The following is a 20,566-nucleotide window of genomic DNA, read 5'->3' on the forward strand; positions in this document are numbered from 1 at the left end:
ACGATGGCATAGTGAACCCGATCGGTGCATTCTGCACGAACGAGCGATCGAGATGTCCGCCCGAAACAAGTGCGGGACGCGCATGATGAACGAGTGGCTAGATGGTGGCGGCGAGATGGGGGAACTCATCCGCGCTCGCGACTGGACGGAAACGTCGCTCGGGCCGATGGAGGACTGGCCGCAGAGCCTCAAGACGGCATTGAGCATGCTGCTCGCCATCGACCGTCCGGCGGCGCTTGCATGGGGGCCGGAACTCTTCCTGTTCAACAACGATACGTGGGTCCGCCTGTTCGGCCCAGACATACGCTCTTCGCTTCTCGCGCCCCTGGCAGCGCAGCCTTCCGGGATTTGGAGCGCCCTCCGCCCGGGCTGTGAGCAGATCATGGCCGGCAGCGCTCCGAAACGATGCGAAAGCCGGCTGATCTCGATCGAGCGACACGGGCGCGTGGAGGATGTCCACTGGACCTACAGCCAAAGCGCTATAGCTGACGCGGGCACGGCAAATGGCGTCGGCGGCGTGCTCACACTTATCTCGCAAGCTGACGATATGGTCGCGACGCTGCGCGTGGCCGATGAGCGGCAGCTGTTCTTGTCGAAGCTCAATGACACGCTGCGGCCGCTGAATGATCCGCGCGAAATCATGTTCACTGCCGCCGAAGCGATAGGCCGCCATCTTGGGGTCGTACAGGTAGGTTATGCCGAAGTTGATCCTTCGGTCGAGTTCCTGACCGTTCAAAGAGAGTGGAATGATGGCTCCATCCCGAGCAACGTTGGACGGTATCGGCTTGCAGAGTTCGGGCACCGCTTTAGCGCGGATCTGAAGCGGGGTTGCACAATTGCCATCGACGACGTGGCCCATGACGTGCGGACATCGTCGACGAAGGCGCTCGCATCCTTCGCGCGCATCTCGATCGCCGCGCTCATCGACGTTCCGCTCATCAAGTCAGGTCGCCTCGCGGCGGCGCTTGTAATCCACAGCCATGTCCCACGCCTCTGGTCGGCGGATGACATCGAACTGGCTGAAGAGGTGGCCGAGCGCACCTGGGCGGCGGTGGAGCGCGCGAGGGCGGAAACGGCGCTGCGTGAAAGCGAGGCTCGGTTCCGGCTGATGGCGGACGCCGTGCCCCAATTCGTCTGGATCACCGACGTGAAGGGCGGGCTCGAATTCGTCAACCGGCAGTGGATGACCTATGCCGGCTGGTCCTGCCCGTCCACGACGGTGAGCGATGTCGTGACAGACTATATTCATCCCGATGACCTTGAGCGCACCATGGATGTGTTCCAGGCGGCACGGGTGACCGGTAGCGTTTCTGCCGTAGAGAGCCGACTTCGCGACAACGATGGTAATTATCGATGGTTTCTCCTTCGCGCTGAACCTTATCTAGATGAGGTGACCGGCAAGATCGTCCGTTGGTTCGGCACCTCCACCGATATCGAGGATCGCAAGCGCGAAGAAGCGCTCATGCTCGAGAGGGAAGAGCGACAGGCGCTCGTTCTGGAGCTCAGTGACGTGCTGCGGTCGCTCGGCGATGCGGGACAGATCACGTTCGCGGCATGCCAGGCACTCGGGCGCTACCTGGACGCCGGACAGGTCGGCTACGCGGAGATCGACGCGTCGGGCGAGTTCGTGACGGGCTTGGCGGGATGGACGAATGGAAAAGTGCCCAACTTGGCCGGGGGGCGTTTTCGAATAGAGGATTTCGGCAATTATGGTTTCGATTTTCGGGAGACCGCAGCCGTCGTGATCGACGATGTCGCGCTGGATGAACGCACGTCTTCACCCCATCACCGGGCCGCTCTCGCACGGAAAGGGATAGCCGCCAGCGTTGCGGTGCCCCTGATCAAGGCACGGGGTTTTCCGGCCCTTCTCTACGTCACCAATTCCACCCCACGTCACTGGCGGGAAACTGACGTCGAACTGATCCGTAATGTTGCCGAACGCACCTGGGCCGCGGTGGAACAGAGCCGGGTGGAGGCAGCGCTAAGCGCGAGCGAGAAACGCTGGCACGGCTTGTTCGAGCGCATGCACGAAGGCTTCCTGCACTGTGAAATGGTATTCGGGCCGGACGGCGAGCCCGTCGACTATGTGGTCCTGGAAACCAACACGGCGTGGCGGCGAATGGTCGGCCGGCCGAACGAAGAAGTTCGAGGGCTGCGCGCCAGCGAACTCTTTCCTGGTCGGGAGTCTTATTGGGTCGAAATGTTCGCTCTGGTGGTCAAGACCGGAGAGGCGATCCATTTCGAGCGCGAGGTCCCCGCCCTCGGGAACTGGCTCGAAGCGATAGCATATCCTACCGAACCGGGTCGCTTTGCCGCGCTCTTCCTGAACATCACGAAGCGGAAGCAGGCTGAGCAGCGCCACGCCTTTTTGCTGAAACTCAGCGATGCCTTGCGACCATTGACCGATCCGATCGCAATTGAGGGCGAGGCCTGCCACCTTCTGGCGCAACGACTTGGCGTGAGCAGGGCCTTCTATGCCGAGAAGGGCGCGAACGATAGCCTTGTCTTTACGACCGAGGACTGTGTCGACGGTCAGCGGCTCTCGGTGGTCGGCGAGCGTTCGCTGTCCGACCTTGACTGGATAATGCACGACCTCGATCGCGGGCGGCACGTCATTCTCTCCGATGCAGGAACCTCCGAGTTGGTATCCGCGGCCCTGAGGGAGCGCCTCGCCGCCTCGCAGGTTGTCTCCTTTTGTGCTTTCCCTCTGGTCAAGGACGGGAGGTGGGTCGGAGTGCTGGCAGCAGCCGACGCCGCCCCCAAGGTGTGGACCGAGGCGGATATCCAGCTGGTGCAAGAGACTGCCGAGCGCGTCTGGGATTCGGTCGAACGCGCGCGGGCCGAGGCGGCGCTGCGGGAAAGCGAGAGTCGTCTGCAGGTGCTCGTCCACGAGCTGCAACACCGCACCCGCAACCTGATGGGGGTAGTGCGATCGACGGCGTCGAAGACACTGAAGACGAGCTCGGACCTGGCGGATTTCGACATCCGATTCCAATCCAGGATCGATGCCCTGGCCCGCGTGCAGGGGCTACTCTCCCGACTCGACGAATATGAGCGGGTCACCTTCGACGAGTTGATCCGTACCGAACTGCAAGCGATGGGCGCTCCCGGCGACGCGGTCATGCTTGACGGCCCTTCGAAGGTCAGGCTGCGCTCCAGTGCCGTTCAGATACTTGCCATGGCGATGCACGAGCTGGCCACCAACGCACTGAAATACGGAGCACTCGGCCAGCCGGGAGCCCAGCTGTCGATTCTCTGGCGGGTGGAGCAGGAACCGGAGAGCGGCGCTTCTTGGCTGCGCATCGAGTGGAAGGAGACGGGCGTCGAGATGCCCGAGCCGAGTTCGATCGTCGGTCGGCGCGGCCAAGGCCGTGAGTTGATCGAGCGGGCTATGCCATATCAGCTGAGCGCAAGGACCAGCTTCGAACTGGGTGACGATGGCATCTGCTGTACCATCGAGTTGCCGGTCTCGACCATGGACGAGAAGGGCGTCACCCGTGGGTAGCCAGAGGCTTGTGGGCCGCTGGATCCTGTTCGTCCTGCTTCACACCGCCAGCTTCGTCGTCAGCTTGACCTCCTCCAGCACTGCATAGGTGCGCGTCTCGCGGACGCCGGGCATGGCCGTCAGGATGTCGCCCAGGAAGCTGCGATAGGCGGCCATGTCGGACACGCGGACCTTGAGGAGATAATCGAAGCCGCCTGCGACCATGTGGCATTCCATCACCTGCGGCACGCGGCGGACATGTTCGGAAAAGGCGGTGAAGACATCGTCCGTGGTGCGGTCGAGCAGCACCTCGATGAAGATCATCAGCGCCTGGTCGAGCTTCTCCGGATCGAGCAGCGCGGTGTAGCCGGTGATTACCCCGCGCTCGCGCAGCCGCTTGACCCGGTCGAAGCAGGCGGCTGGCGAAAGGCTGCAGCGCTGGGCGAGCGCCTGGTTCGTGATTCGGCCATCCTCCTGCAGCACGCGCAGCAGCCGGCGATCGGTTTCGTCGATTGGAACATGCTTCGGTGCGGTTGCCATGATTTATCCATCCCTTCGGATATCAGGTCATTAATATGAAGCACCTTCGGCCTGATCCGCAATATCATCTAGATTGCTCGGGTATTTCGGCGGCGATGGAGAATATATGGCGAGCGTGCTTTCGAACTGGGACATCATCGACGCCGGCAAATATGCCGATGAAGGTGACGTCGTGCGCGGGCTGCTCGATCGCCAGCCGCTGGGGGCTCAGGACCGGGCCGATATCGTCGCCGAGGCGGTCGCGCTGGTCGAGGAGGCGCGGCGCTCCACCCGCAAGCAGGGCGTCGTCGAGAGTTTCCTCCAGCAATTCTCGCTCGGCACGCGCGAGGGGCTCGCGCTGATGTGCCTGGCCGAGGCGCTGCTGCGCACCCCCGACGCCGAGACGCGCGACCGGCTGATCGCGGAGAAGATCGGCTCGGCCGACTGGGCGAGTCATCTGGGCCAATCCGACAGCCTGTTCGTCAACGCCTCGACCTGGGGGCTGATGCTCACCGGCCGGTTGATCGATGTCGACGACGAGGCGAAACACGACCTCGGCGGTTTTCTCAAGCGGATGACCGCGCGGCTGGGCGAACCGGTGATCCGCCAGGCGGTCGCGGCCGCGGTTCGCATGATGGGCGAGCAGTTCGTGCTCGGCCGCACCATCGGCGATGCGCTCGGCCGCGCCCGGCGCGAGAATTATCTCTGCTCGTTCGACATGCTCGGCGAAGGCGCCCGCACCGCCGCCGATGCCGCGCGTTACGAGACGATTTATGCCAACGCGATCGAGGCGGTTGGCACGGCGTCGAACCGCGCGGGGCCGGAGCTCGGGCACGGCGTGTCGGTCAAGCTGTCGGCGCTGTCGCCCCGCTATGAGGCGGTGCAGGAAGCGCGCGTCTGGGACGAGCTCTATCCGCGCGTGAAGCGGCTCGCCCTGATCGCGGCCCGCCACGACCTGAACTTCGCGATCGACGCCGAGGAGGCCGATCGGCTGGTTGTCTCGCTGAAGATGATCGAGCGGCTGGTCAAGGAGCCGGAACTGGGCGGCTGGACCGGCCTCGGCGTCGTCGTCCAGGCCTATCAGAAGCGCGGCTTGGCGGTGATCGAGGCGCTTCGCGCGCTAGCGGAAAGCAGCGGGCGGCGGATCATGGTGCGGCTGGTCAAGGGCGCCTATTGGGACAGCGAGATCAAGAAGGCCCAGGTCGCCGGCCGGCCGGATTATCCGGTCTTCACCACCAAGGCGGCAACCGACCTGTCCTATCTGGTCTGCGCAAAGGCGCTGATCGACGCCAGCCCGGCGCTTTACCCGCAATTCGCCAGTCATAATGCCCATACCCTCGCAGCGGTGCGCGGCATGGCCGACGGCGCCGGGGTGACGATCGAGCACCAGCGGCTGCATGGCATGGGCGAGGCGCTCTATGCGGCCGCGGCCAATCGCTACGGGCCGCTGCGTCTGCGCGCCTATGCGCCGGTCGGCGGGCATGAGGAGCTGCTACCCTATCTGGTGCGCCGCTTGCTGGAAAATGGCGCGAACACCAGCTTCGTCCACGCCCTGCTCGACGAGCAGGTGCCCGCCGAACTGGTGGTGGCCGACCCCATCGCGACGGCCGCCGCGCATCCGGCGCGCCATGCGCGGATCGCGCTGCCCGCCGACATCTATGGCGCCGCGCGCAAGAATCCGCTCGGCCGCGACTATACGCTGGTGGACGCGCGCGAACGGGCTGCACGGGCGGCGCGGCTGATCGCCGGCGAGCGCGAGACGGCCGGCGCGATCGTCGAGGGACGACTGGTCGCCGCACATCCCGGGCCAGTCACCAGCCCCGCAGATCGTGGCCGCGTGATCGGCTATGCGTCGGAGGCAGGCATTGCCGACATCGACCGCGCGATGATCGCGGCGCGCAAGGCGCAGCCGCGCTGGAATGCGCTGCGCGGCAGCGGCCGGGCGGCGATCCTGCGCGCGATGGGCGATGCGCTCGAAGCGGAGATGGACGCGCTGGTCGCCCTTCTGTCGCTGGAAGCGGGCAAGACGCTCAACGACGGCGTCGCGGAGGTGCGCGAGGCGGTCGACTTCTGCCGCTATTATGCCGAGCAGGCGGAGCGGCTGTTCGGCGCGCCGACGATACTTCCCGGCCCGGTCGGCGAGATCAACCAGATGGAGCTGGCCGGGCGTGGCGTGTTCGCCTGCATCAGTCCCTGGAACTTCCCCCTCGCGATCTTCACCGGCCAGATCGCTGCGGCGCTGGCCGCCGGCAATGCCGTGCTCGCCAAGCCCGCCGAGCAGACCCCGCTGATTGCCGCGCGCGCCGTCCGCCTGTTCCACAAGGCGGGGCTCGATCCCGCGCTGCTGGCGCTGCTGCCCGGCGATGGCGCGGCGATCGGCGGCGCGATCGTCAACCACCCCGGCATCGACGGCGTCGCGTTCACCGGTGGCACCGAGACGGCCTGGGCGATCAATCGCCAGCTCGCCGCGCGCAATGGACCGATCATCCCCTTTATCGCCGAGACGGGCGGCCTGAACGGCATGTTCGTCGATACGACCGCGCTCAGGGAACAGGTGGTCGACGATGTGATCCTGTCGGCCTTCGGATCGGCCGGGCAGCGCTGCTCGGCGCTGCGCCTGCTGTTCGTGCCGAACGACAGCGCCGACGAGCTGATCGCGACGATCAGGGGCGCGATGGAGGCGCTGGTCATCGGCGACCCTGCTGATCCGGCGACCGATGTCGGCCCGGTGATCGATGCCGACGCCAAGGCCGCGCTTGCGGCGCACCGCGAGCGGCTGAAGCGCGAGGCGATTATCCTGCACGCCTGCGCCGGACCGGAGGCCGGCGATTTCTTCGCACCGCTGCTGGCGGAGATTCCGTCGGCTGGCTTCCTCGAACGCGAGGTGTTCGGCCCGATCCTGCACGTCGTGCGCTATGATCCGGCCGATCTGCCGGCGGTAGCCGGGGAGCTCGCGGCGCGCCGCTATGGGCTGACCCTGGGCATCCACAGCCGGCTCGAACGCTTCGCCGAAGAGGTGCGGGCGCTGGTGGCGGCGGGCAATGTCTATGTGAACCGCTCGATCATTGGCGCGGTGGTGGGCGTCCAGCCGTTCGGCGGCGAAGGGCTTTCCGGTACCGGCCCGAAGGCCGGCGGCCCGCATGCGCTGCTGCGCTATGCGACCGAGCGGGCGCTGTCGGTCAACATCACCGCGCAGGGCGGCGATCCGGCCTTGCTCAATCTTTGAGGAGGGGCCGACCGGACCGCGTTGCGGGTCGCGAAGATCAGCAGTCGCCCGAGCAGGCCGCAGCCGCAGGTTCCGATATTGCGCATCACGATCCCCACTATTCTTGCCCCCCGGGCTATTGCATGAGTGCGTGACGCCCTCATGACAGGGGGCCGGACAGGGATGGCACCAGCGATGCTGATTTGGGCCGGCGCGGTGCTGGGGGCGATCATCGGCAGTTTCCTCGCCACGCTGGTCGTTCGATGGCCGCAAGGGCGCTCGATAGCGCGAGGCCGCTCCAGCTGTGACCTTTGCGGCGTGCCGATCGGGGCCGCGCGGCTGATCCCGATCCTCAGCTTTGCCTTGCAGCGTGGGCGCGCCGCCTGTTGCGGCAGCCGGATCAACGGCCTCCATCCCCTTGCCGAGATCGCCGCGGCCGGCATCGGCGCGCTGAGCTTCGCCATTGCCGCGGATCCGGCCGAGGCGCTGGCCGGTGCGTTGTTCGGCTGGCTGCTGCTCGCGCTTGCCTTGTGCGATGCCCGCCATCTCTGGCTCCCCGATCGGCTGACGGGAGCGTTGGCGCTGGGAGGGCTCGCAGTGGGCGTCGCTGGCATTGCACCGCCGTTGGCGGACCGCCTGATCGGCGGCGCTGCGGCGTTCGCCGCTTTCGCGACGATCCGCCACGGCTACCGCCTGCTCCGCCACCGCGAGGGCATGGGCGGCGGCGACGTGAAGCTGTTCGCGGCGATCGGGCTGTGGCTCGGCTGGCGGATGCTGCCACTGGTGCTGCTGGGCGCGGCGCTGGCAGGGCTGCTATGGTGCATCGTCGAACTCGCGCGCCGCCGGCCTCTGGGCGCTGGATCGAGTGTCCCCTTCGGGATGTTCCTGGCCTTGGCCGCGTGGGCCGCATGGATTGCGAACGCTACGGGCTGGACTCCATCAATGATCTGACGATGCATGACGAACTGGTCACAGCTTCTCTTTGGCACGGCACCAAAGCGCGCTAGGGTCACCGCATGGCCAAATTGCTTTCTCCCGCCGACGATGGCGGTCTCGCGACCGGGGCCAGCGCGCCGCAGGTGGCGGAGCGCAGCCTGGAGCGGGCGCTCGGCACGCAGATTCGGCAGCTGCGGCGGCAGAACGACCTCTCGATGTCCGATCTCGCCTCGGCCGCAGGCATCTCGAACGGCATGCTTTCGAAGATCGAGAATGGCGGCATATCCGCTTCGCTGTCGACCTTGCAGGGCATCGCCGGCGCGTTGAACGTGCCGCTGTCATCGCTGTTCGCATCGTTCGAGGAGCGGCAGGACTGTTCCTATGTCCCGGCCGGGCAGGGGCTCACCATCGAGCGGCGCGGCACCAAGGCGGGGCATGTCTATCAGCTGCTTGGGCATGTCCTGCGCGGGGACGTGGTGGTCGAGCCCTATCTGATCGTGCTGCGCGAGAACGCCGTGCCGCATACCAGCTTCAGCCACGGCGGCGTGGAGTTCATCTTCATGCTCGAAGGCGAAGTGATCTATCGCCATGGCAGCGAGCGCTACACGCTCAGCCCGGGCGACTCGCTGCTGTTCGATTCGGGCGCGCTGCACGGTCCCGAGGCGCTGGTCAGCCCGACCAGTCGCTATCTGTCGATCATCATCTACCCGCGCGGCGAAGCCTGAGTGTTTCGCGGCGAGACAAGGAGGATTCCCGGATGTACGAATTGACCCTCACCCGGCTGATCGACGCGCCGCGCGACAAGCTGTTCCGGGCCTGGACGGACCCGGAGATCATCCCGCGCTGGTTCTGCCCGCCGCCCTGGAGCGTATCGGAGGCGCAGACCGATGTCCGCGCCGGCGGCTCCAGCCTGATCGTCATGCGCGGCCCCAATGGCGAGGAGATGCCCAATCGCGGCGTCTATCTGGAGGTGATTCCGAACGAGAAGCTGGTGTTCACCGATGCCTTCACCAGCGCGTGGGAGCCGTCGGCAAAGCCGTTCATGACCGTGATTCTCACCTTCGAAGATGAGGATGACAAGACGCGCTATACCGCGCGGGCGCGCCATTGGACCGCCGAGGATCTCGCACAGCATGAGGCGATGGGCTTCGAGCAGGGCTGGGGCATCGCGACCGACCAGCTCGAGGTGGTGGTGAAGACGATCTGAGCGATGCGCGTATTTAGAGCAGCGAGCGGTTAGTCTGACCCGCTCATCCTGAGGAGCCATTGAGCGAAGTCGAAATGGCGTCTCGAAGGATCCTTCGAGACAGGCCTTCGCCAGGCTCAGTCCCTCCTCAGGATGAGCGGAGTCGGGTGCGTCAGAGTAAAGCTCGATGCTCTAGGTATCGGGGGTGGGCCGGTGATCGACGGCTTGGGGGCTGCCGGATCGCCACCGCGGGGGAACGGTGCCCACCCCCGGCCCCGCCGCAGGGAACGGCGGGGTGTTCGGATCAGTGCAGGGCCCCGCGCCTCCGCCGCCCGAGATAGCCGAGCAGGCCATAGGCCTGGCTCTGCGAGTAGCCGGCTTCGACAAGGCGCTGCACATGCTCCTCGGAGACCTCTCCGGCATGGTGCCGCGCCAGCGAGGCGAAGCGGCGCAGCGCTTCGAGGCGAGGATCGGCGAGCGGACGGGCAAGCCGGACGCCGAGCGCCCATTCGACGAAGCGGCCCAGATGGCTGCGGGGATCGATTTCCTCCGTCGCGTCGATCCGTTCGGCGAGATCGATCACGCGCAGTTCCGTCGACGAAAACTGCCCTGCGTCGATCGCGGAAGCGGTTCTGGATTGGCCGTGCAGCGGCGAAAGATCGAGATAGGCCATCTCAACTGTCCTGTGATGATGTTACAGATCGGTACGTCAGGGAGATGCGAGTACCGATCTGTAACATGTTCGTCAAGGACGCTGCGGCCGGCGGCATGAAAGATATTCTGCCGCGGACACAAAAAAACGCACCGCCGGATCGACCGGCGGTGCGCGAGTGGGGGGTGTGGTACCGGTTTAGAAGTCGAGCTGCGACCGCAGGGTAACCGCATCGACGCCATATTTGTGCTGGAAGCCCGCAGGGGCCGCCGTGGTGAAGCCCGAGAAGGCGCGTGCCGAGGGGCCACCGGAAATGTCCGAATGGGCATATTGAAGCATGAACTTCACATAATCCATCGGCAGCCAGATCAGGCTGGCTTCATAGCCCTTCGAGACGCCACCGTTGATGTAGGTGATACCGTTGCCGGTCAGCACCGTTGCCGGGCCGCCGACCCTGTCGTTGAGATCGGTGAAGTCGGCGCGGGCATTGATCTGGAACGCACCCATGCCGCCTTCGGTGACGGGGTGGAGCACCTTGGTGCGATCCCACTTGCCGCCCTTGTAGCCGCGGGTTTCGCCGGTCAGATAATAGCCAACCTCGACATAGCCGGAGCGGAACTGCGGATCGTCGATCGAGAAGTTGGTGGTGCCGGCGGCATTGTTGATGCCGAACACGGAACCCGGCTTGATGCTGCGAACCCAGACATGCTGATATTCGCTGGCGAAGTGGAACGACTTGTAGATTGCCGCCAGTTCGCCGCCGAGGATGTCGTCGCCCTTCGCCGCAATCGCGCCGGTATCGATGAAGCGCTCACCCGAAACCTGGGTGTAGGGCCGCTGGCGATAACGGATGTTCTGGGCGTCGGTCGGCGCGACACGGTGCTGGAACTGGAAGCCGAGATGGCCCTGAACCTGGCCGATCATGGGCGAATAATAGCCACGGACGCTGGCCTGCCAACCGGTGCGGGCGACGTTCGCGTTGGCGACGTCTTCCGAGTAGATGCCGCCGGCGAGGCCGAAGCGGCCGGCCGGGTCGGTATAGGCGATGGTGCTGCCGAGGCGGCGGCCATAGCCCAGCGCGTCGGTCATGCCGGCGCGCTCCATGAAGGTGGTGAAGCGGTTGCTGGTCAGCAGCTCGAGGCTCGACAGCGGATATTGATGGCCGACCGTGATGCTCCACGGGCTACCGGGCTTCTGGTAGCTGATCACCATGTCCTCATAGTTGACGCCGCCCTGCGACAGTTCGAGCTCGAACTTGTAGCCGAAGCCGCCGGGCATGCTGCCCTCGGCGCCGACGATCAGGCGGCGAGCGCGGGTGTTCCAGCCGACATTGTTGGTGTTGACGCCCGATCCGGCGCTGGTGCCGGCAACGCCGACGGTGCCGGCGATCTTCTTCGGCAGCGAGACATAGCCGGCATCGAACTGGAGCACGCCCTTCGGCTTGAAGCTCCAGCCGGCGGTGTCGACCCACTGGGGTGCGCCCTTCCAGCTCGGCTCGGCCTTGGCGGCGCGGGCGGTGAGCTGCTGGACCTGCGCCTGCAGCGCTTCGACCTGCGCCTTCAGGAACTCCATGTCGGCGGCTGAGGCGGGCTGCTCCTCGACGGTTTCGACCGGCGTATCGGCGGCCGGCGTGTCCTGCGCCTGGGCGGCACTGGCGAACGCCAGCGCGCTTGCCGCGACCAGCAGCATGTGCACGTTATTCTTCACGATATTTCCCCTTTTCGAAATCGATGTTCGCACGCGGTTACTTGATCTCGGCGGCGTTGAGCGGCGTCAGCGCGCGCGCGGCGGCGGCGCTCTTGGCGCGGATCGGGGCGGGCGCCGCGATCATGCCGCGCTTGACCAGATAGCCGCCCGGGCCCCAGGCGGTTTCCTTGGTGAACTCCGCGATATAGGCCTTGATCGCCGGAATGGCGCGAACGTGCGCGTTCTTCACATACATGTAGAGCGGACGCGAACCCGGATATTTGAAAGCTGCGATCGAGTCATAGGTCGGCACGACGCCGTTGATCGCGATGCCCTTCAGCTTGTCGGCATTTTCCTCGAGATAGGAATAGCCGAAGATGCCGATGGTGCCGGGATTGCTCTCGAGCTTCTGGACAATCAGATTGTCGTTCTCGCCCGTCTCGACGAAGGCGCCATCTTCGCGCATGCCGGTGCAGATCGCCTTGAATTTGGCCTCGTCGCTCTTCTTGAGCGCGAGCATCACCGGGCTGGTGCTGCAGCCTGCCGTCATGATCAGCTCGCCGAAGGCGTCGCGGGTGCCCGAGGTCGGCGGCGGACCGAACACGCGGATCGGCGTGGCGGGCAGGCTGCCGTTGACGTCTTTCCATGTCCTGGCCTTGTTGGCCTTGCCGAACGGAGTCTTTGCCAACGCCTTGTAGATGTCGAGCGGCGTCAGGTTGCTCATCGCATTGGCCTTGCCGGTGGCGAAGGCGATGCCGTCGATGCCGACCTGGATCTCGGTGATGTCGGTGACGCCGTTTTCGCGGCAGCTCTTGAGTTCCGAAGCCTTGATGCGGCGCGAGGCATTCTCGATGTCGGGATGCTGCTCGCCGACACCGGCGCAGAACAGCTTCATGCCACCGCCGGTGCCGGTCGATTCAATGACCGGCGGCTTCATGTTCGGATTGGCCCGCGCGAGCCGCTCGGCGACCGCGGTCGCGAACGGATAGACGGTCGAGGAGCCGACGGCGCGGATCTGGGTGCGGGCAGCGGCCATGCTCGGAATGCAGGCCAGACCGACGACACCGATCATCAGCGCCTTGTGACGAATATACATTATCTTCCCCCTTAGGTGGATGAGGCGAATGGCGACTCGCCTCATGGGCGGAGTCACTAGGCAGGGCCTGTGAAGCTGTCGTGACGGCCGTGTTGCAATCACGTGACAGGCAGGATGCGGAGGAGCCTGGAATCGCGCAGCGCGCGACCGGGGGCCGGCCGCGCGCTGCTCCAATGTTACAATTGGCGGTGGCAGATCAGCCGTAGCGGCCGGTGATGTAATCCTGGGTGCGGGTCTGGACCGGGTTGGTGAAGATATCCCCGGTGCCGCCATATTCGACCAGCTCGCCGAGGTGGAAGAAGGCGGTGCGCTGCGAGATGCGCGCGGCCTGCTGCATGTTGTGGGTGACGATGACGATCGCGAAGCGGCCGCGCAGTTCGGTGATCAGCTCCTCGATCTTGGCGGTCGCGATCGGATCGAGCGCCGAGCAGGGCTCGTCCATCAGGATCACCTCTGGATCGACGGCGATGGCGCGGGCGATGCACAGCCGCTGCTGCTGGCCACCCGACAATGCGGTGCCGCTTTCCTGGAGGCGGTCCTTGACCTCGTTCCACAGGCCGGCGCGCTGCAGCGAGCGCTCGACGATGTGATCCATCTCGCTCTTGCTGGATGCGAGGCCGTGGATGCGCGGCCCATAGGCGATGTTTTCGTAGATCGATTTGGGGAAGGGGTTCGGCTTTTGGAACACCATGCCGACGCGGGCGCGCAGCAGCACGACGTCCATGCCCGAAGCATAGATGTCCTCTCCGTCGAGCGCGATGCGGCCCTCGACGCGGCAGCCCGCGACGGTGTCGTTCATGCGGTTGAGCGTGCGCAGGAAGGTCGACTTGCCGCAGCCCGACGGGCCGATGAAGGCGGTGACATTGTCCTTGTCGACGTCGATCGACACGTTCTTGATGGCCTGTTTCTCGCCATAGAAGACGTTGACGGCCTGGGCCGTCATCTTCAGCGAGGCCGTGATAGCTGCTTCTTGCATGGTCGGATTTACCACCGTCGTTCGAAATGGTTGCGGAGATAGATGGCCGTGGCGTTCATCGTCATCAGGAAGGCCAGAAGGACGATGATCGCTGCAGAGGTCTTTTCGACGAAGCCGCGGCTGACCTCGTCCGACCAGAGGAATATCTGCACCGGTAGCACCGTCGCCGGTTCGGTCAGGCCGGTCGGCGGCGAGGAGATGAAGGCGCGCATGCCGATCATGATCAGCGGTGCGGTTTCGCCCAGCGCGCGCGCCATGCCGATGATCGTGCCGGTGAGGATGCCGGGCATCGCCAGCGGCAGGACATGGTGGAAGACGACCTGGACCGGCGAAGCGCCCATGGCCAGCGCCGCATCGCGGATCGAGGGCGGCACCGCCTTGATCGCGTTGCGCGAGGCGATGACGATGACCGGCATCGTCATCAGCGCCAGGGTCAGCCCGCCGACGATCGGCGCCGATCGCGGCATGTTCATGAAGTTCAGGAACACCGCGAGGCCGAGCAATCCGAAGATGATCGACGGCACGGCCGCGAGATTGTTGATCGAAACCTCGATCAGGTCGGTCCAGCGGTTGCGCGGCGCATATTCCTCGAGATACAGCGCGGCGAGCATGCCGACCGGAAAGGCCAGCAGCGCGGTCACCGCCATTGTCAGCAGCGTTCCCTTGAACGCGCCCCAGATGCCGACGACGGTCGGGTCGGTCGAGTCCGAAGCGGTGAAGAAGGTCGTGCTGAACCCGGTCTGGACGTTGCCCTTGGCCTTCAGCGCTGCGAGCTGGCGATTTGCATCGGGCTCGCCAGCGCCTTTGGCGGCGGAGTCGATGTTGACCGAGGCGGGCACCCAGATTTCGGCCTTGCGCGTGATCAGCGATGGATCGCTCTTGAGCGCCGACCGCAGCGACAGCCAAGCTCCGTCCGACAGGAGCAGCGACCCGGTCTCGCCATAGGCTGCCGCTGCCGATGTCGCCGCAAGGCTTTCCAGATCGAGCGCCGCCAGTGCATCGTCGGCGCCCTTGCCCTCGAGTGCCTTGGGCGTCACGCCCGCGGCGACGCTGGGAAAGTCGACCGTCAGCCGTATCTCGGTCTGGGTGAAGCCGCCCAGTCCGTCGTACAGCATCTTGATCAGCAGGAAGGCGAGGAAGCCCGCCGACAGGGCGACCGCGAACATGCCGATCGCGCGGAAGCGCCGCTCGGATGCATAGCGCTTCGCAACGCGACGCTGCATCGCGTCGGATTTCCAGCCGCTCGCGTCGATCGTAACCGATATCTCTCCGCCCGGCAGGGCTGCGGCGCTACTCATAGGCTTCCCGATATTTTTTCACCACGCGCAGGGCGATGATGTTGAGGATGAGGGTCACGATCAGCAGCGTCAGCCCGAGCGCGAAGGCCGCCAGCGTCTTGGCGCTGTCGAACTCCTGGTCGCCGGTGAGCAGCTGGACGATCTGGGTGGTCACGGTGGTGACGCTGGCGAAGGGATTGGCGGTCAGGTTGGCGGCAAGGCCGGCGGCCATCACCACGATCATGGTCTCGCCGATCGCGCGGCTGACCGCGAGCAGCACCCCGCCGACCACGCCGGGCAGGGCGGCGGGAACAAGCACCTTGCGGATCGTCTCCGACGGCGTGGCGCCCAGCGCGAAGGAGCCGTCGCGCATCGCCTGGGGCACTGCTGCGAGCGAATCGTCGGCCATCGAGGATACGAACGGGATGATCATCACGCCCATCACCAGACCGGCGGCGAGCGCCGATTCGGAAGAGGCGCCGGGAATATGCGCCCAGGCCGCGAAGTCCCGGATCGCGGGTGCCACCGTGAGCGCGGCGAAATAACCATAGACCACGGTGGGGACGCCGGCGAGCATCTCGAGCGCGGGCTTCATCCAGCGGCGCAGCCCGGGCTTGGCATATTGGGTGAGATAGATCGCGCTCATCAGCCCCAGCGGGATCGCGACGACCATGGCGATGATCGCGCCGATGAAGATCGTTCCCCAGAACAGCGGCACCGCGCCGAACGCGCCCGACGAGCCGACCTGGTCGGCCCGCATGGCCGTCTGCGGGCTCCACTCGAGGCCGAACAGGAACTCGATCGGCGAAACCTTCTGGAAGAAACGAAGCGACTCGAACAGCAGCGACACGACGATGCCGAAGGTGGTGAAGATCGCGATCAGCGATGCCACGAGCAGTACCAGCATTATCACCCGCTCGACCCGGTTCCGTGCGCGGAAATCCCGATGCAGCCGCGTCCATGCATAGCCGCCGCCGGCGAGCGCGAGCAGCGCGGCCGCGATCCCGCCCAGCATCGCATAATGATCGGCCGCGCCGCGGTAGACCGGCGCCAGCTGCTCCGCGGCGGGATTGAAACTCGCCTCGATCGAGCCATCGACGAGGCCGCGCATCTCGGCGAGCACCGCGTCGCGCTCGATGCCGGCTGGCGGCAACTGGGCCGCGGCGGGGGTGTCGAGCACCGCCTGCGTCACCAGCCTCGGCGATACGAAGCTCCAGATCGCGAGAAACAGAAGCGCGGGCAGTGCGACCCACAGCAGCATGTGCGCGCCATGATAATTCGGGCGCGAATGAAGGCGCTGGCCCGCTGCCGGCTTGAACTGATTCGCCCGCGACCGCGCAGCGACGAACGCTGCCGCTCCCAGCGCGAAAATAAGCAGGACCATGATCGACATCGGCATAGGGTTCACTTCGCGGGAGGCGCAGGAAAGGAGGCCGATCTCGGCGTCCGGTCGTTACATGGCCGTAGGACGTTACGCTTTCCGGTCGGAATTATTGCAGTTTCGTGACGAGCCTGGCGCGCGCGCTTGCCCACGCGAGCGTGAGCGGCCGCGCGGACGGATTTTCCCGGCTCTGCCGGGAAGTGTCACAATGTTGTAACAGGCGGGGGCTAGGCGGGCGCCGCCGCCGGAGAAACTCCGGCTTCGGAGATCTTTGATGCTGAAGAGATTTGTAGCCACGCTGAGCGCGGGCCTGTTGTGTGCCGCTTCTGCCCATGCCGCGGATATTTCCGGCGCGGGTGCAACCTTTCCGGCGCCCCTTTATGCGAAATGGGCGGAGACCTACAAAGCCACCACCGGCGTCGGCCTCAACTATCAGGCGATCGGCTCGGGCGGCGGCATCAAGCAGATCAAGGCGAAGACCGTCGATTTCGGCGCGACGGACAAGCCGCTGAAGCCCGAGGAGCTCGCCGCGTCGGGGCTGTACCAGTTCCCGACCGTGATGGGCGGCGTCGTGCCGATCGTGAACCTGCCGGGCGTCCGGCCCGGCCAGGTCAAGCTCTCGGGCGCGCTGCTCGGCGACATCTTCCTGGGTAAGGTGCTGAAGTGGAGCGATCCGCGCATTGCCGCGCTCAACCGCGGCGTCCGGCTGCCCAACCTGCCGATCACCGTCGTCCACCGTTCGGACGGCTCGGGCACGTCCTTCCTGTTCACCTCCTACCTGGCGATGAAAAATCCGGCCTGGGCCTCGAAGGTCGGCGCCAGCGACGCGGTGTCCTGGCCGACCGGCATCGGCGGCAAGGGCAATGACGGCGTCTCGGCCTTCGTCAAGCAGACGATGGGTTCGATCGGCTATGTCGAATATGCCTATGCCAAGCAGAACAAGGCGACCTTCGTTCTGCTGCAGAACAAGGCGGGCCAGTTCCCGGCGCCTGCCGCGGCCAATTTCGCCGCCGCCGCCGCCGGCGCGCAATGGTCGAAAGCACCCGGCAACTACATCCTGCTGCTCGACCAGCCGGGTCCGAAGGCCTGGCCGATCACCGGCGCAACCTTCATCCTGGTCTACCGGAACCAGGTCAACGCCGCGACCGGCGCCAGCGTGCTGAAGTTCTTCGACTGGGCCTATAAGGGTGGCGACGCTTCGGCGGTGGCGCTCGATTATGTGCCGCTGCCCGCCGCCGTGAAGGGGCTGGTCCGCAAGCAGTGGCTTGCCAGCGTAAAGTCGGGCGGCAAGCCGGTCTACACTTCGCGTTGATTCGGTAGCGATCTTTGGGCTGAAGAGGGCGGTGCGCGAGAGATTCGCGTTCCGCCCTTTCACTGGATGAGAAACATGGCCAGCGCCGCACTTCCCACAGATGAACCACCTGCCGCCTCCCGATTCGCGGCGGGCAAGTCGATGGGCGAGACGATCTTCCACGCGGCCTGCCTCGCGTCGGCGACGCTGCTGCTGGCGACGCTGAGCGGCGTCGTCATCAGCCTTGCCATCGGTGGCTGGCCTGCCTTCCAACAGTTCGGCTTCGGATTCCTGACTTCGAGCGAGTGGAACCCGGTTACCGAAGTCTATGGTGCGGCAGGCCCGATCGTCGGGACGCTGGTAACCGCCTTCATGTCGCTGGTGATCGCGCTGCCGCTGGCGCTGGGGGTGGCGGTGTTCCTCGTCGAGTTCTGTCCCCGGTCGATCTCGCGCCCCATCGCCATCGCCGTCGAGCTGCTCGCCGGCATTCCCTCGATCGTCTACGGCATGTGGGGCCTGTTCGTGCTCGCCCCCTGGTTCGCCGAACATGTCCAGCTGCCGCTGATCATGGAGGCCGAACCCGGCTCCTGGCAGGACAAGCTGTTCGCCGGCGTGCCGAACGGTGCGAACATCTTCACCGCCTCGCTGATCCTGGCCGTGATGATCCTGCCCTATATGGCGGCGGTGTTCCGCGAGCTGTTCCTGACCATCCCGCCGCAGCTGCGCGAAGCGGCCTATGGCCTCGGCTGCACGCCGTTCGAGGTGATCCGCTCGGTCGTCATTCCCTATGTGAAGCGCGGCATCGTCGGCGTGGTGATGCTCGGCCTCGGACGCGCGTTGGGCGAAACGATGGCCGTCACCTTCATCATCGGCAACGCGCACACATTCCCGGATTCATTGTTCGCATCGGGCTCCACCATCGCCTCGACGATCGCCAACGAGTTTGCGGAGGCAACCAGCGACATGCACAGCGCCGCGCTGGTGGCGCTTGGGCTCGTCCTCTTCCTGATCACCTTCGGGGTGCTCGCGATCGCTCGCGCGCTCCTCGGCGGCCAGAAATATTGAGGAGCGGACCGATGGATCGCACCTTGTACCGCCGCATATCCAACATCGTGTTCGTCGTACTGACGGCTGCGGCGACGCTTGTCGCGCTGACCGCGCTGGTGCTGATCCTCTGGTCGCTGGTCAGCAAGGGCATCGGCGGGATCGACAGCAAGATCTTCACCATGACCCAGCCCGCGCCGGGGTCCGAGGGCGGGCTGTCCAACGCGATCATGGGGTCGCTGATCATGTGCGGCCTCGGCATGGCGATGGCGCTGGTGGTCGGCATATTGGCGGGCACCTGGCTGTCCGAATATGGCGGCAACACGCCCTATGGCCATGTCGTCCGCTTCCTGAACGATGTGCTGCTGTCCGCTCCGTCGATCCTGATCGGCCTGTTCGTCTACGAGCTGCTGGTCCGTCCTTTCCACGGTTTTTCGGCCTGGGCCGGCGGCGTCGCGCTGGCGATCATCGCCACGCCGATCGTGACCAGGACGACCGAGGATATCCTCAACCTGCAACCAAGCGCGCTGCGCGAGGCGGGCATGGCGCTCGGGGCGGCCCGCTCCTTCGTGATCCGCAAGATCATCTGGAAGGCGGCGCGCGCGGGCCTCGTCACCGGGGGGCTGCTCGGCTTCGCGCGGATCAGCGGCGAGACCGCGCCGCTGCTGTTCACGGCCCTCGGCAACCAGTTCTTCTCCACCAGCCTCACCCAGCCGATGGCGAGCCTGCCGACCACCATCTTCCAGTTCGCGCTGTCCGCCTATGAGGACTGGCAGCGCCTGGCCTGGGTCGGCGCGTTGCTGATCGCCATCGCCGTCCTGTCCATCAATATCATCGGGCGGATCATCGCTCGGGAGGCTCGCCGCTCATGAATGCCCTTTCGCACCTGACCGAGGATGTTCATCTGGCGTTCCCGCCGCGCGACAATCTCGCGATCGAGGCGCGCAACCTCGATTTCTTCTATGGCAAGACCCAGGCGCTGCACGGCGTCGACCTGCCGGTGGAGCGCAACAAGATCACGGCGCTGATCGGACCGTCGGGCTGCGGCAAGTCCACGCTGCTGCGGGCGCTCAACCGGATCTACGATCTCTATCCCCGGCAGCAGGCGGTCGGCCGAATCCTGCTCGATGGCCACGACGTGCTCGCCGATCGCAAGAGCCTGCAGCGGCTGCGCGAGCGCGATGGCGGCGGCGACGCGGAGATGGTCCGCTCGCCGGTCGATGTCGCGGGCCTGCGCGCCCGGGTGGGGATGGTGTTCCAGAAACCGACGCCGTTCCCGATGTCGATCTACGACAATGTCGCCTTCGGCGTGCGGCTCTATCGCCGCGTGAACCGTGCGGAGATGGACGTGATCGTCGAGAAGGCGCTGCGCCGCGCCGCGCTGTGGGACGAGGTGAAGGACAAGCTTGGCACCTCCGGCCTCGGTCTTTCGGGCGGTCAGCAGCAGCGCCTGTGCGTGGCTCGGGGCATCGCCGTCGAGCCAGATGTGCTGCTGCTCGATGAACCCGCCTCGGCACTCGACCCGGTGTCGACCGCCAAGCTCGAGGAGACGCTGGTCGAACTGCGCCAGGATTTCACGATCGTGATCGTGACGCACAACCTGCAGCAGGCGGCGCGCATCTCCAACTATACCGGCTTCATGTATCTGGGGCGGATGATGGAGTTCCAGTCCACCGAGGAATTGTTTGCCAACCCCCGCGGCCAGCGCACGCGCGACTATGTAACGGGGCGATTCGGCTGACGGGGAGGGTGGCCGCGCCTGGCGCGCCGTCCTAGGGCCTGATCGTTTGAGGTGGGAGCGCGTGGCGCTTCCACCGACAGCGTGAATCATGC

The 20,566-nt window shown here is 65.7% G+C and carries 16 protein-coding genes; 9 read left to right on the forward strand and 7 right to left on the reverse strand.

The window, feature by feature from the left end:
- Nucleotides 1–82 precede the first annotated feature (82 nt).
- Nucleotides 83–3,505 (forward strand): GAF domain-containing protein, encoded by a 3,423-nt coding sequence (locus AC1DPF_RS03190; protein ID WP_477959669.1) that lies wholly within the window; start codon nucleotides 83–85, stop codon nucleotides 3,503–3,505.
- A 39-nt stretch (nucleotides 3,506–3,544) separates the two neighbouring features.
- Here AC1DPF_RS03190 and AC1DPF_RS03195 read toward each other — a convergent pair whose 3' ends face one another.
- Nucleotides 3,545–4,024 (reverse strand): Lrp/AsnC ligand binding domain-containing protein, encoded by a 480-nt coding sequence (locus AC1DPF_RS03195; protein WP_477869914.1) that lies wholly within the window; start codon nucleotides 4,022–4,024, stop codon nucleotides 3,545–3,547.
- A gap of 106 nt (nucleotides 4,025–4,130) precedes the next feature.
- Between AC1DPF_RS03195 and putA the strand changes: the two genes are divergently transcribed.
- The 4 genes from putA to AC1DPF_RS03215 all read left to right on the forward strand — a co-directional run bounded on the left by putA (nucleotide 4,131) and on the right by AC1DPF_RS03215 (nucleotide 9,351).
- Nucleotides 4,131–7,229: a bifunctional proline dehydrogenase/L-glutamate gamma-semialdehyde dehydrogenase PutA gene (gene putA / locus AC1DPF_RS03200; RefSeq protein ID WP_477869916.1), complete on the forward strand. Its 3,099-nt coding sequence runs from the start codon at nucleotides 4,131–4,133 to the stop codon at nucleotides 7,227–7,229.
- Between the two features lie 174 nt (nucleotides 7,230–7,403).
- Complete coding sequence (locus tag AC1DPF_RS03205) at nucleotides 7,404–8,159, forward strand: prepilin peptidase (protein WP_477959671.1); 756 nt, start codon at nucleotides 7,404–7,406, stop codon at nucleotides 8,157–8,159.
- Nucleotides 8,160–8,224: 65 nt separating this feature from the next.
- Nucleotides 8,225–8,869, forward strand: a complete 645-nt coding sequence (locus AC1DPF_RS03210; RefSeq protein WP_477959673.1) for a helix-turn-helix domain-containing protein — start codon at nucleotides 8,225–8,227, stop codon at nucleotides 8,867–8,869.
- A 32-nt stretch (nucleotides 8,870–8,901) separates the two neighbouring features.
- Entirely contained in the window at nucleotides 8,902–9,351 is a 450-nt protein-coding gene (locus tag AC1DPF_RS03215; protein WP_477959675.1) for an SRPBCC family protein, read from the forward strand.
- A 283-nt stretch (nucleotides 9,352–9,634) separates the two neighbouring features.
- On the opposite strand, the gene AC1DPF_RS03220 is transcribed toward AC1DPF_RS03215, so the two are convergent.
- The 6 genes from AC1DPF_RS03220 to pstC (AC1DPF_RS03245) form a co-directional block, all read right to left on the reverse strand.
- A complete protein-coding gene (locus AC1DPF_RS03220; RefSeq protein WP_477869926.1) occupies nucleotides 9,635–10,003 on the reverse strand; it encodes a hypothetical protein in 369 nt (122 codons plus the stop codon).
- 177 nt (nucleotides 10,004–10,180) lie between these two features.
- The gene (locus tag AC1DPF_RS03225) at nucleotides 10,181–11,689 is read right to left on the reverse strand and encodes an OprO/OprP family phosphate-selective porin (RefSeq protein ID WP_477959677.1); all 1,509 of its coding nucleotides are present in this window, start codon (nucleotides 11,687–11,689) and stop codon (nucleotides 10,181–10,183) included.
- A gap of 37 nt (nucleotides 11,690–11,726) precedes the next feature.
- The gene (locus AC1DPF_RS03230; protein ID WP_477959830.1) at nucleotides 11,727–12,740 is read right to left on the reverse strand and encodes a substrate-binding domain-containing protein; all 1,014 of its coding nucleotides are present in this window, start codon (nucleotides 12,738–12,740) and stop codon (nucleotides 11,727–11,729) included.
- A gap of 220 nt (nucleotides 12,741–12,960) precedes the next feature.
- Nucleotides 12,961–13,740, reverse strand: coding sequence for a phosphate ABC transporter ATP-binding protein PstB (gene pstB, locus AC1DPF_RS03235; RefSeq protein WP_477959679.1), 780 nt, complete (start codon nucleotides 13,738–13,740; stop codon nucleotides 12,961–12,963).
- Between the two features lie 8 nt (nucleotides 13,741–13,748).
- Complete coding sequence (gene pstA, locus AC1DPF_RS03240; protein ID WP_477959681.1) at nucleotides 13,749–15,038, reverse strand: phosphate ABC transporter permease PstA; 1,290 nt, start codon at nucleotides 15,036–15,038, stop codon at nucleotides 13,749–13,751.
- Nucleotides 15,031–16,410, reverse strand: a complete 1,380-nt coding sequence (gene pstC, locus AC1DPF_RS03245) for a phosphate ABC transporter permease subunit PstC (protein ID WP_477869934.1) — start codon at nucleotides 16,408–16,410, stop codon at nucleotides 15,031–15,033. The genes pstA (AC1DPF_RS03240) and pstC (AC1DPF_RS03245) overlap by 8 nt, the downstream gene beginning before the upstream one ends.
- 262 nt (nucleotides 16,411–16,672) lie before the next feature.
- Between pstC (AC1DPF_RS03245) and pstS the strand changes: the two genes are divergently transcribed.
- From pstS to AC1DPF_RS03265, 4 genes are all read left to right on the forward strand, one after another.
- Nucleotides 16,673–17,710 (forward strand): phosphate ABC transporter substrate-binding protein PstS, encoded by a 1,038-nt coding sequence (gene pstS, locus AC1DPF_RS03250; protein ID WP_477869936.1) that lies wholly within the window; start codon nucleotides 16,673–16,675, stop codon nucleotides 17,708–17,710.
- A gap of 75 nt (nucleotides 17,711–17,785) precedes the next feature.
- Nucleotides 17,786–18,754 carry a phosphate ABC transporter permease subunit PstC gene (gene pstC / locus AC1DPF_RS03255; protein WP_477959683.1) on the forward strand — a complete coding sequence of 323 codons (969 nt, stop codon included), beginning with the start codon at nucleotides 17,786–17,788 and terminating at the stop codon, nucleotides 18,752–18,754.
- An 11-nt stretch (nucleotides 18,755–18,765) separates the two neighbouring features.
- Entirely contained in the window at nucleotides 18,766–19,605 is an 840-nt protein-coding gene (gene pstA / locus AC1DPF_RS03260; protein ID WP_477959685.1) for a phosphate ABC transporter permease PstA, read from the forward strand.
- Nucleotides 19,602–20,474, forward strand: coding sequence for a phosphate ABC transporter ATP-binding protein (locus AC1DPF_RS03265; protein ID WP_477869942.1), 873 nt, complete (start codon nucleotides 19,602–19,604; stop codon nucleotides 20,472–20,474). The genes pstA (AC1DPF_RS03260) and AC1DPF_RS03265 overlap by 4 nt, the downstream gene beginning before the upstream one ends.
- Nucleotides 20,475–20,566: the final 92 nt, after the last annotated feature.

The organism is Rhizorhabdus sp. P4_G6, assembly GCF_056401045.1.

Coding starts and splice junctions, on each gene's coding strand:
- AC1DPF_RS03190 (WP_477959669.1), top strand. CDS start 83: ATGATGAACGAGTGGCTAGATGGTGGCGGCGAGATGGGGGAACTCATC.
- AC1DPF_RS03195 (WP_477869914.1), bottom strand. CDS start 4,024: ATGGCAACCGCACCGAAGCATGTTCCAATCGACGAAACCGATCGCCGG.
- putA (WP_477869916.1), top strand. CDS start 4,131: ATGGCGAGCGTGCTTTCGAACTGGGACATCATCGACGCCGGCAAATAT.
- AC1DPF_RS03205 (WP_477959671.1), top strand. CDS start 7,404: ATGCTGATTTGGGCCGGCGCGGTGCTGGGGGCGATCATCGGCAGTTTC.
- AC1DPF_RS03210 (WP_477959673.1), top strand. CDS start 8,225: ATGGCCAAATTGCTTTCTCCCGCCGACGATGGCGGTCTCGCGACCGGG.
- AC1DPF_RS03215 (WP_477959675.1), top strand. CDS start 8,902: ATGTACGAATTGACCCTCACCCGGCTGATCGACGCGCCGCGCGACAAG.
- AC1DPF_RS03220 (WP_477869926.1), bottom strand. CDS start 10,003: ATGGCCTATCTCGATCTTTCGCCGCTGCACGGCCAATCCAGAACCGCT.
- AC1DPF_RS03230 (WP_477959830.1), bottom strand. CDS start 12,740: ATGATCGGTGTCGTCGGTCTGGCCTGCATTCCGAGCATGGCCGCTGCC.
- pstB (WP_477959679.1), bottom strand. CDS start 13,740: ATGCAAGAAGCAGCTATCACGGCCTCGCTGAAGATGACGGCCCAGGCC.
- pstA (WP_477959681.1), bottom strand. CDS start 15,038: ATGAGTAGCGCCGCAGCCCTGCCGGGCGGAGAGATATCGGTTACGATC.
- pstC (WP_477869934.1), bottom strand. CDS start 16,410: ATGTCGATCATGGTCCTGCTTATTTTCGCGCTGGGAGCGGCAGCGTTC.
- pstS (WP_477869936.1), top strand. CDS start 16,673: ATGCTGAAGAGATTTGTAGCCACGCTGAGCGCGGGCCTGTTGTGTGCC.
- pstC (WP_477959683.1), top strand. CDS start 17,786: ATGGCCAGCGCCGCACTTCCCACAGATGAACCACCTGCCGCCTCCCGA.
- pstA (WP_477959685.1), top strand. CDS start 18,766: ATGGATCGCACCTTGTACCGCCGCATATCCAACATCGTGTTCGTCGTA.
- AC1DPF_RS03265 (WP_477869942.1), top strand. CDS start 19,602: ATGAATGCCCTTTCGCACCTGACCGAGGATGTTCATCTGGCGTTCCCG.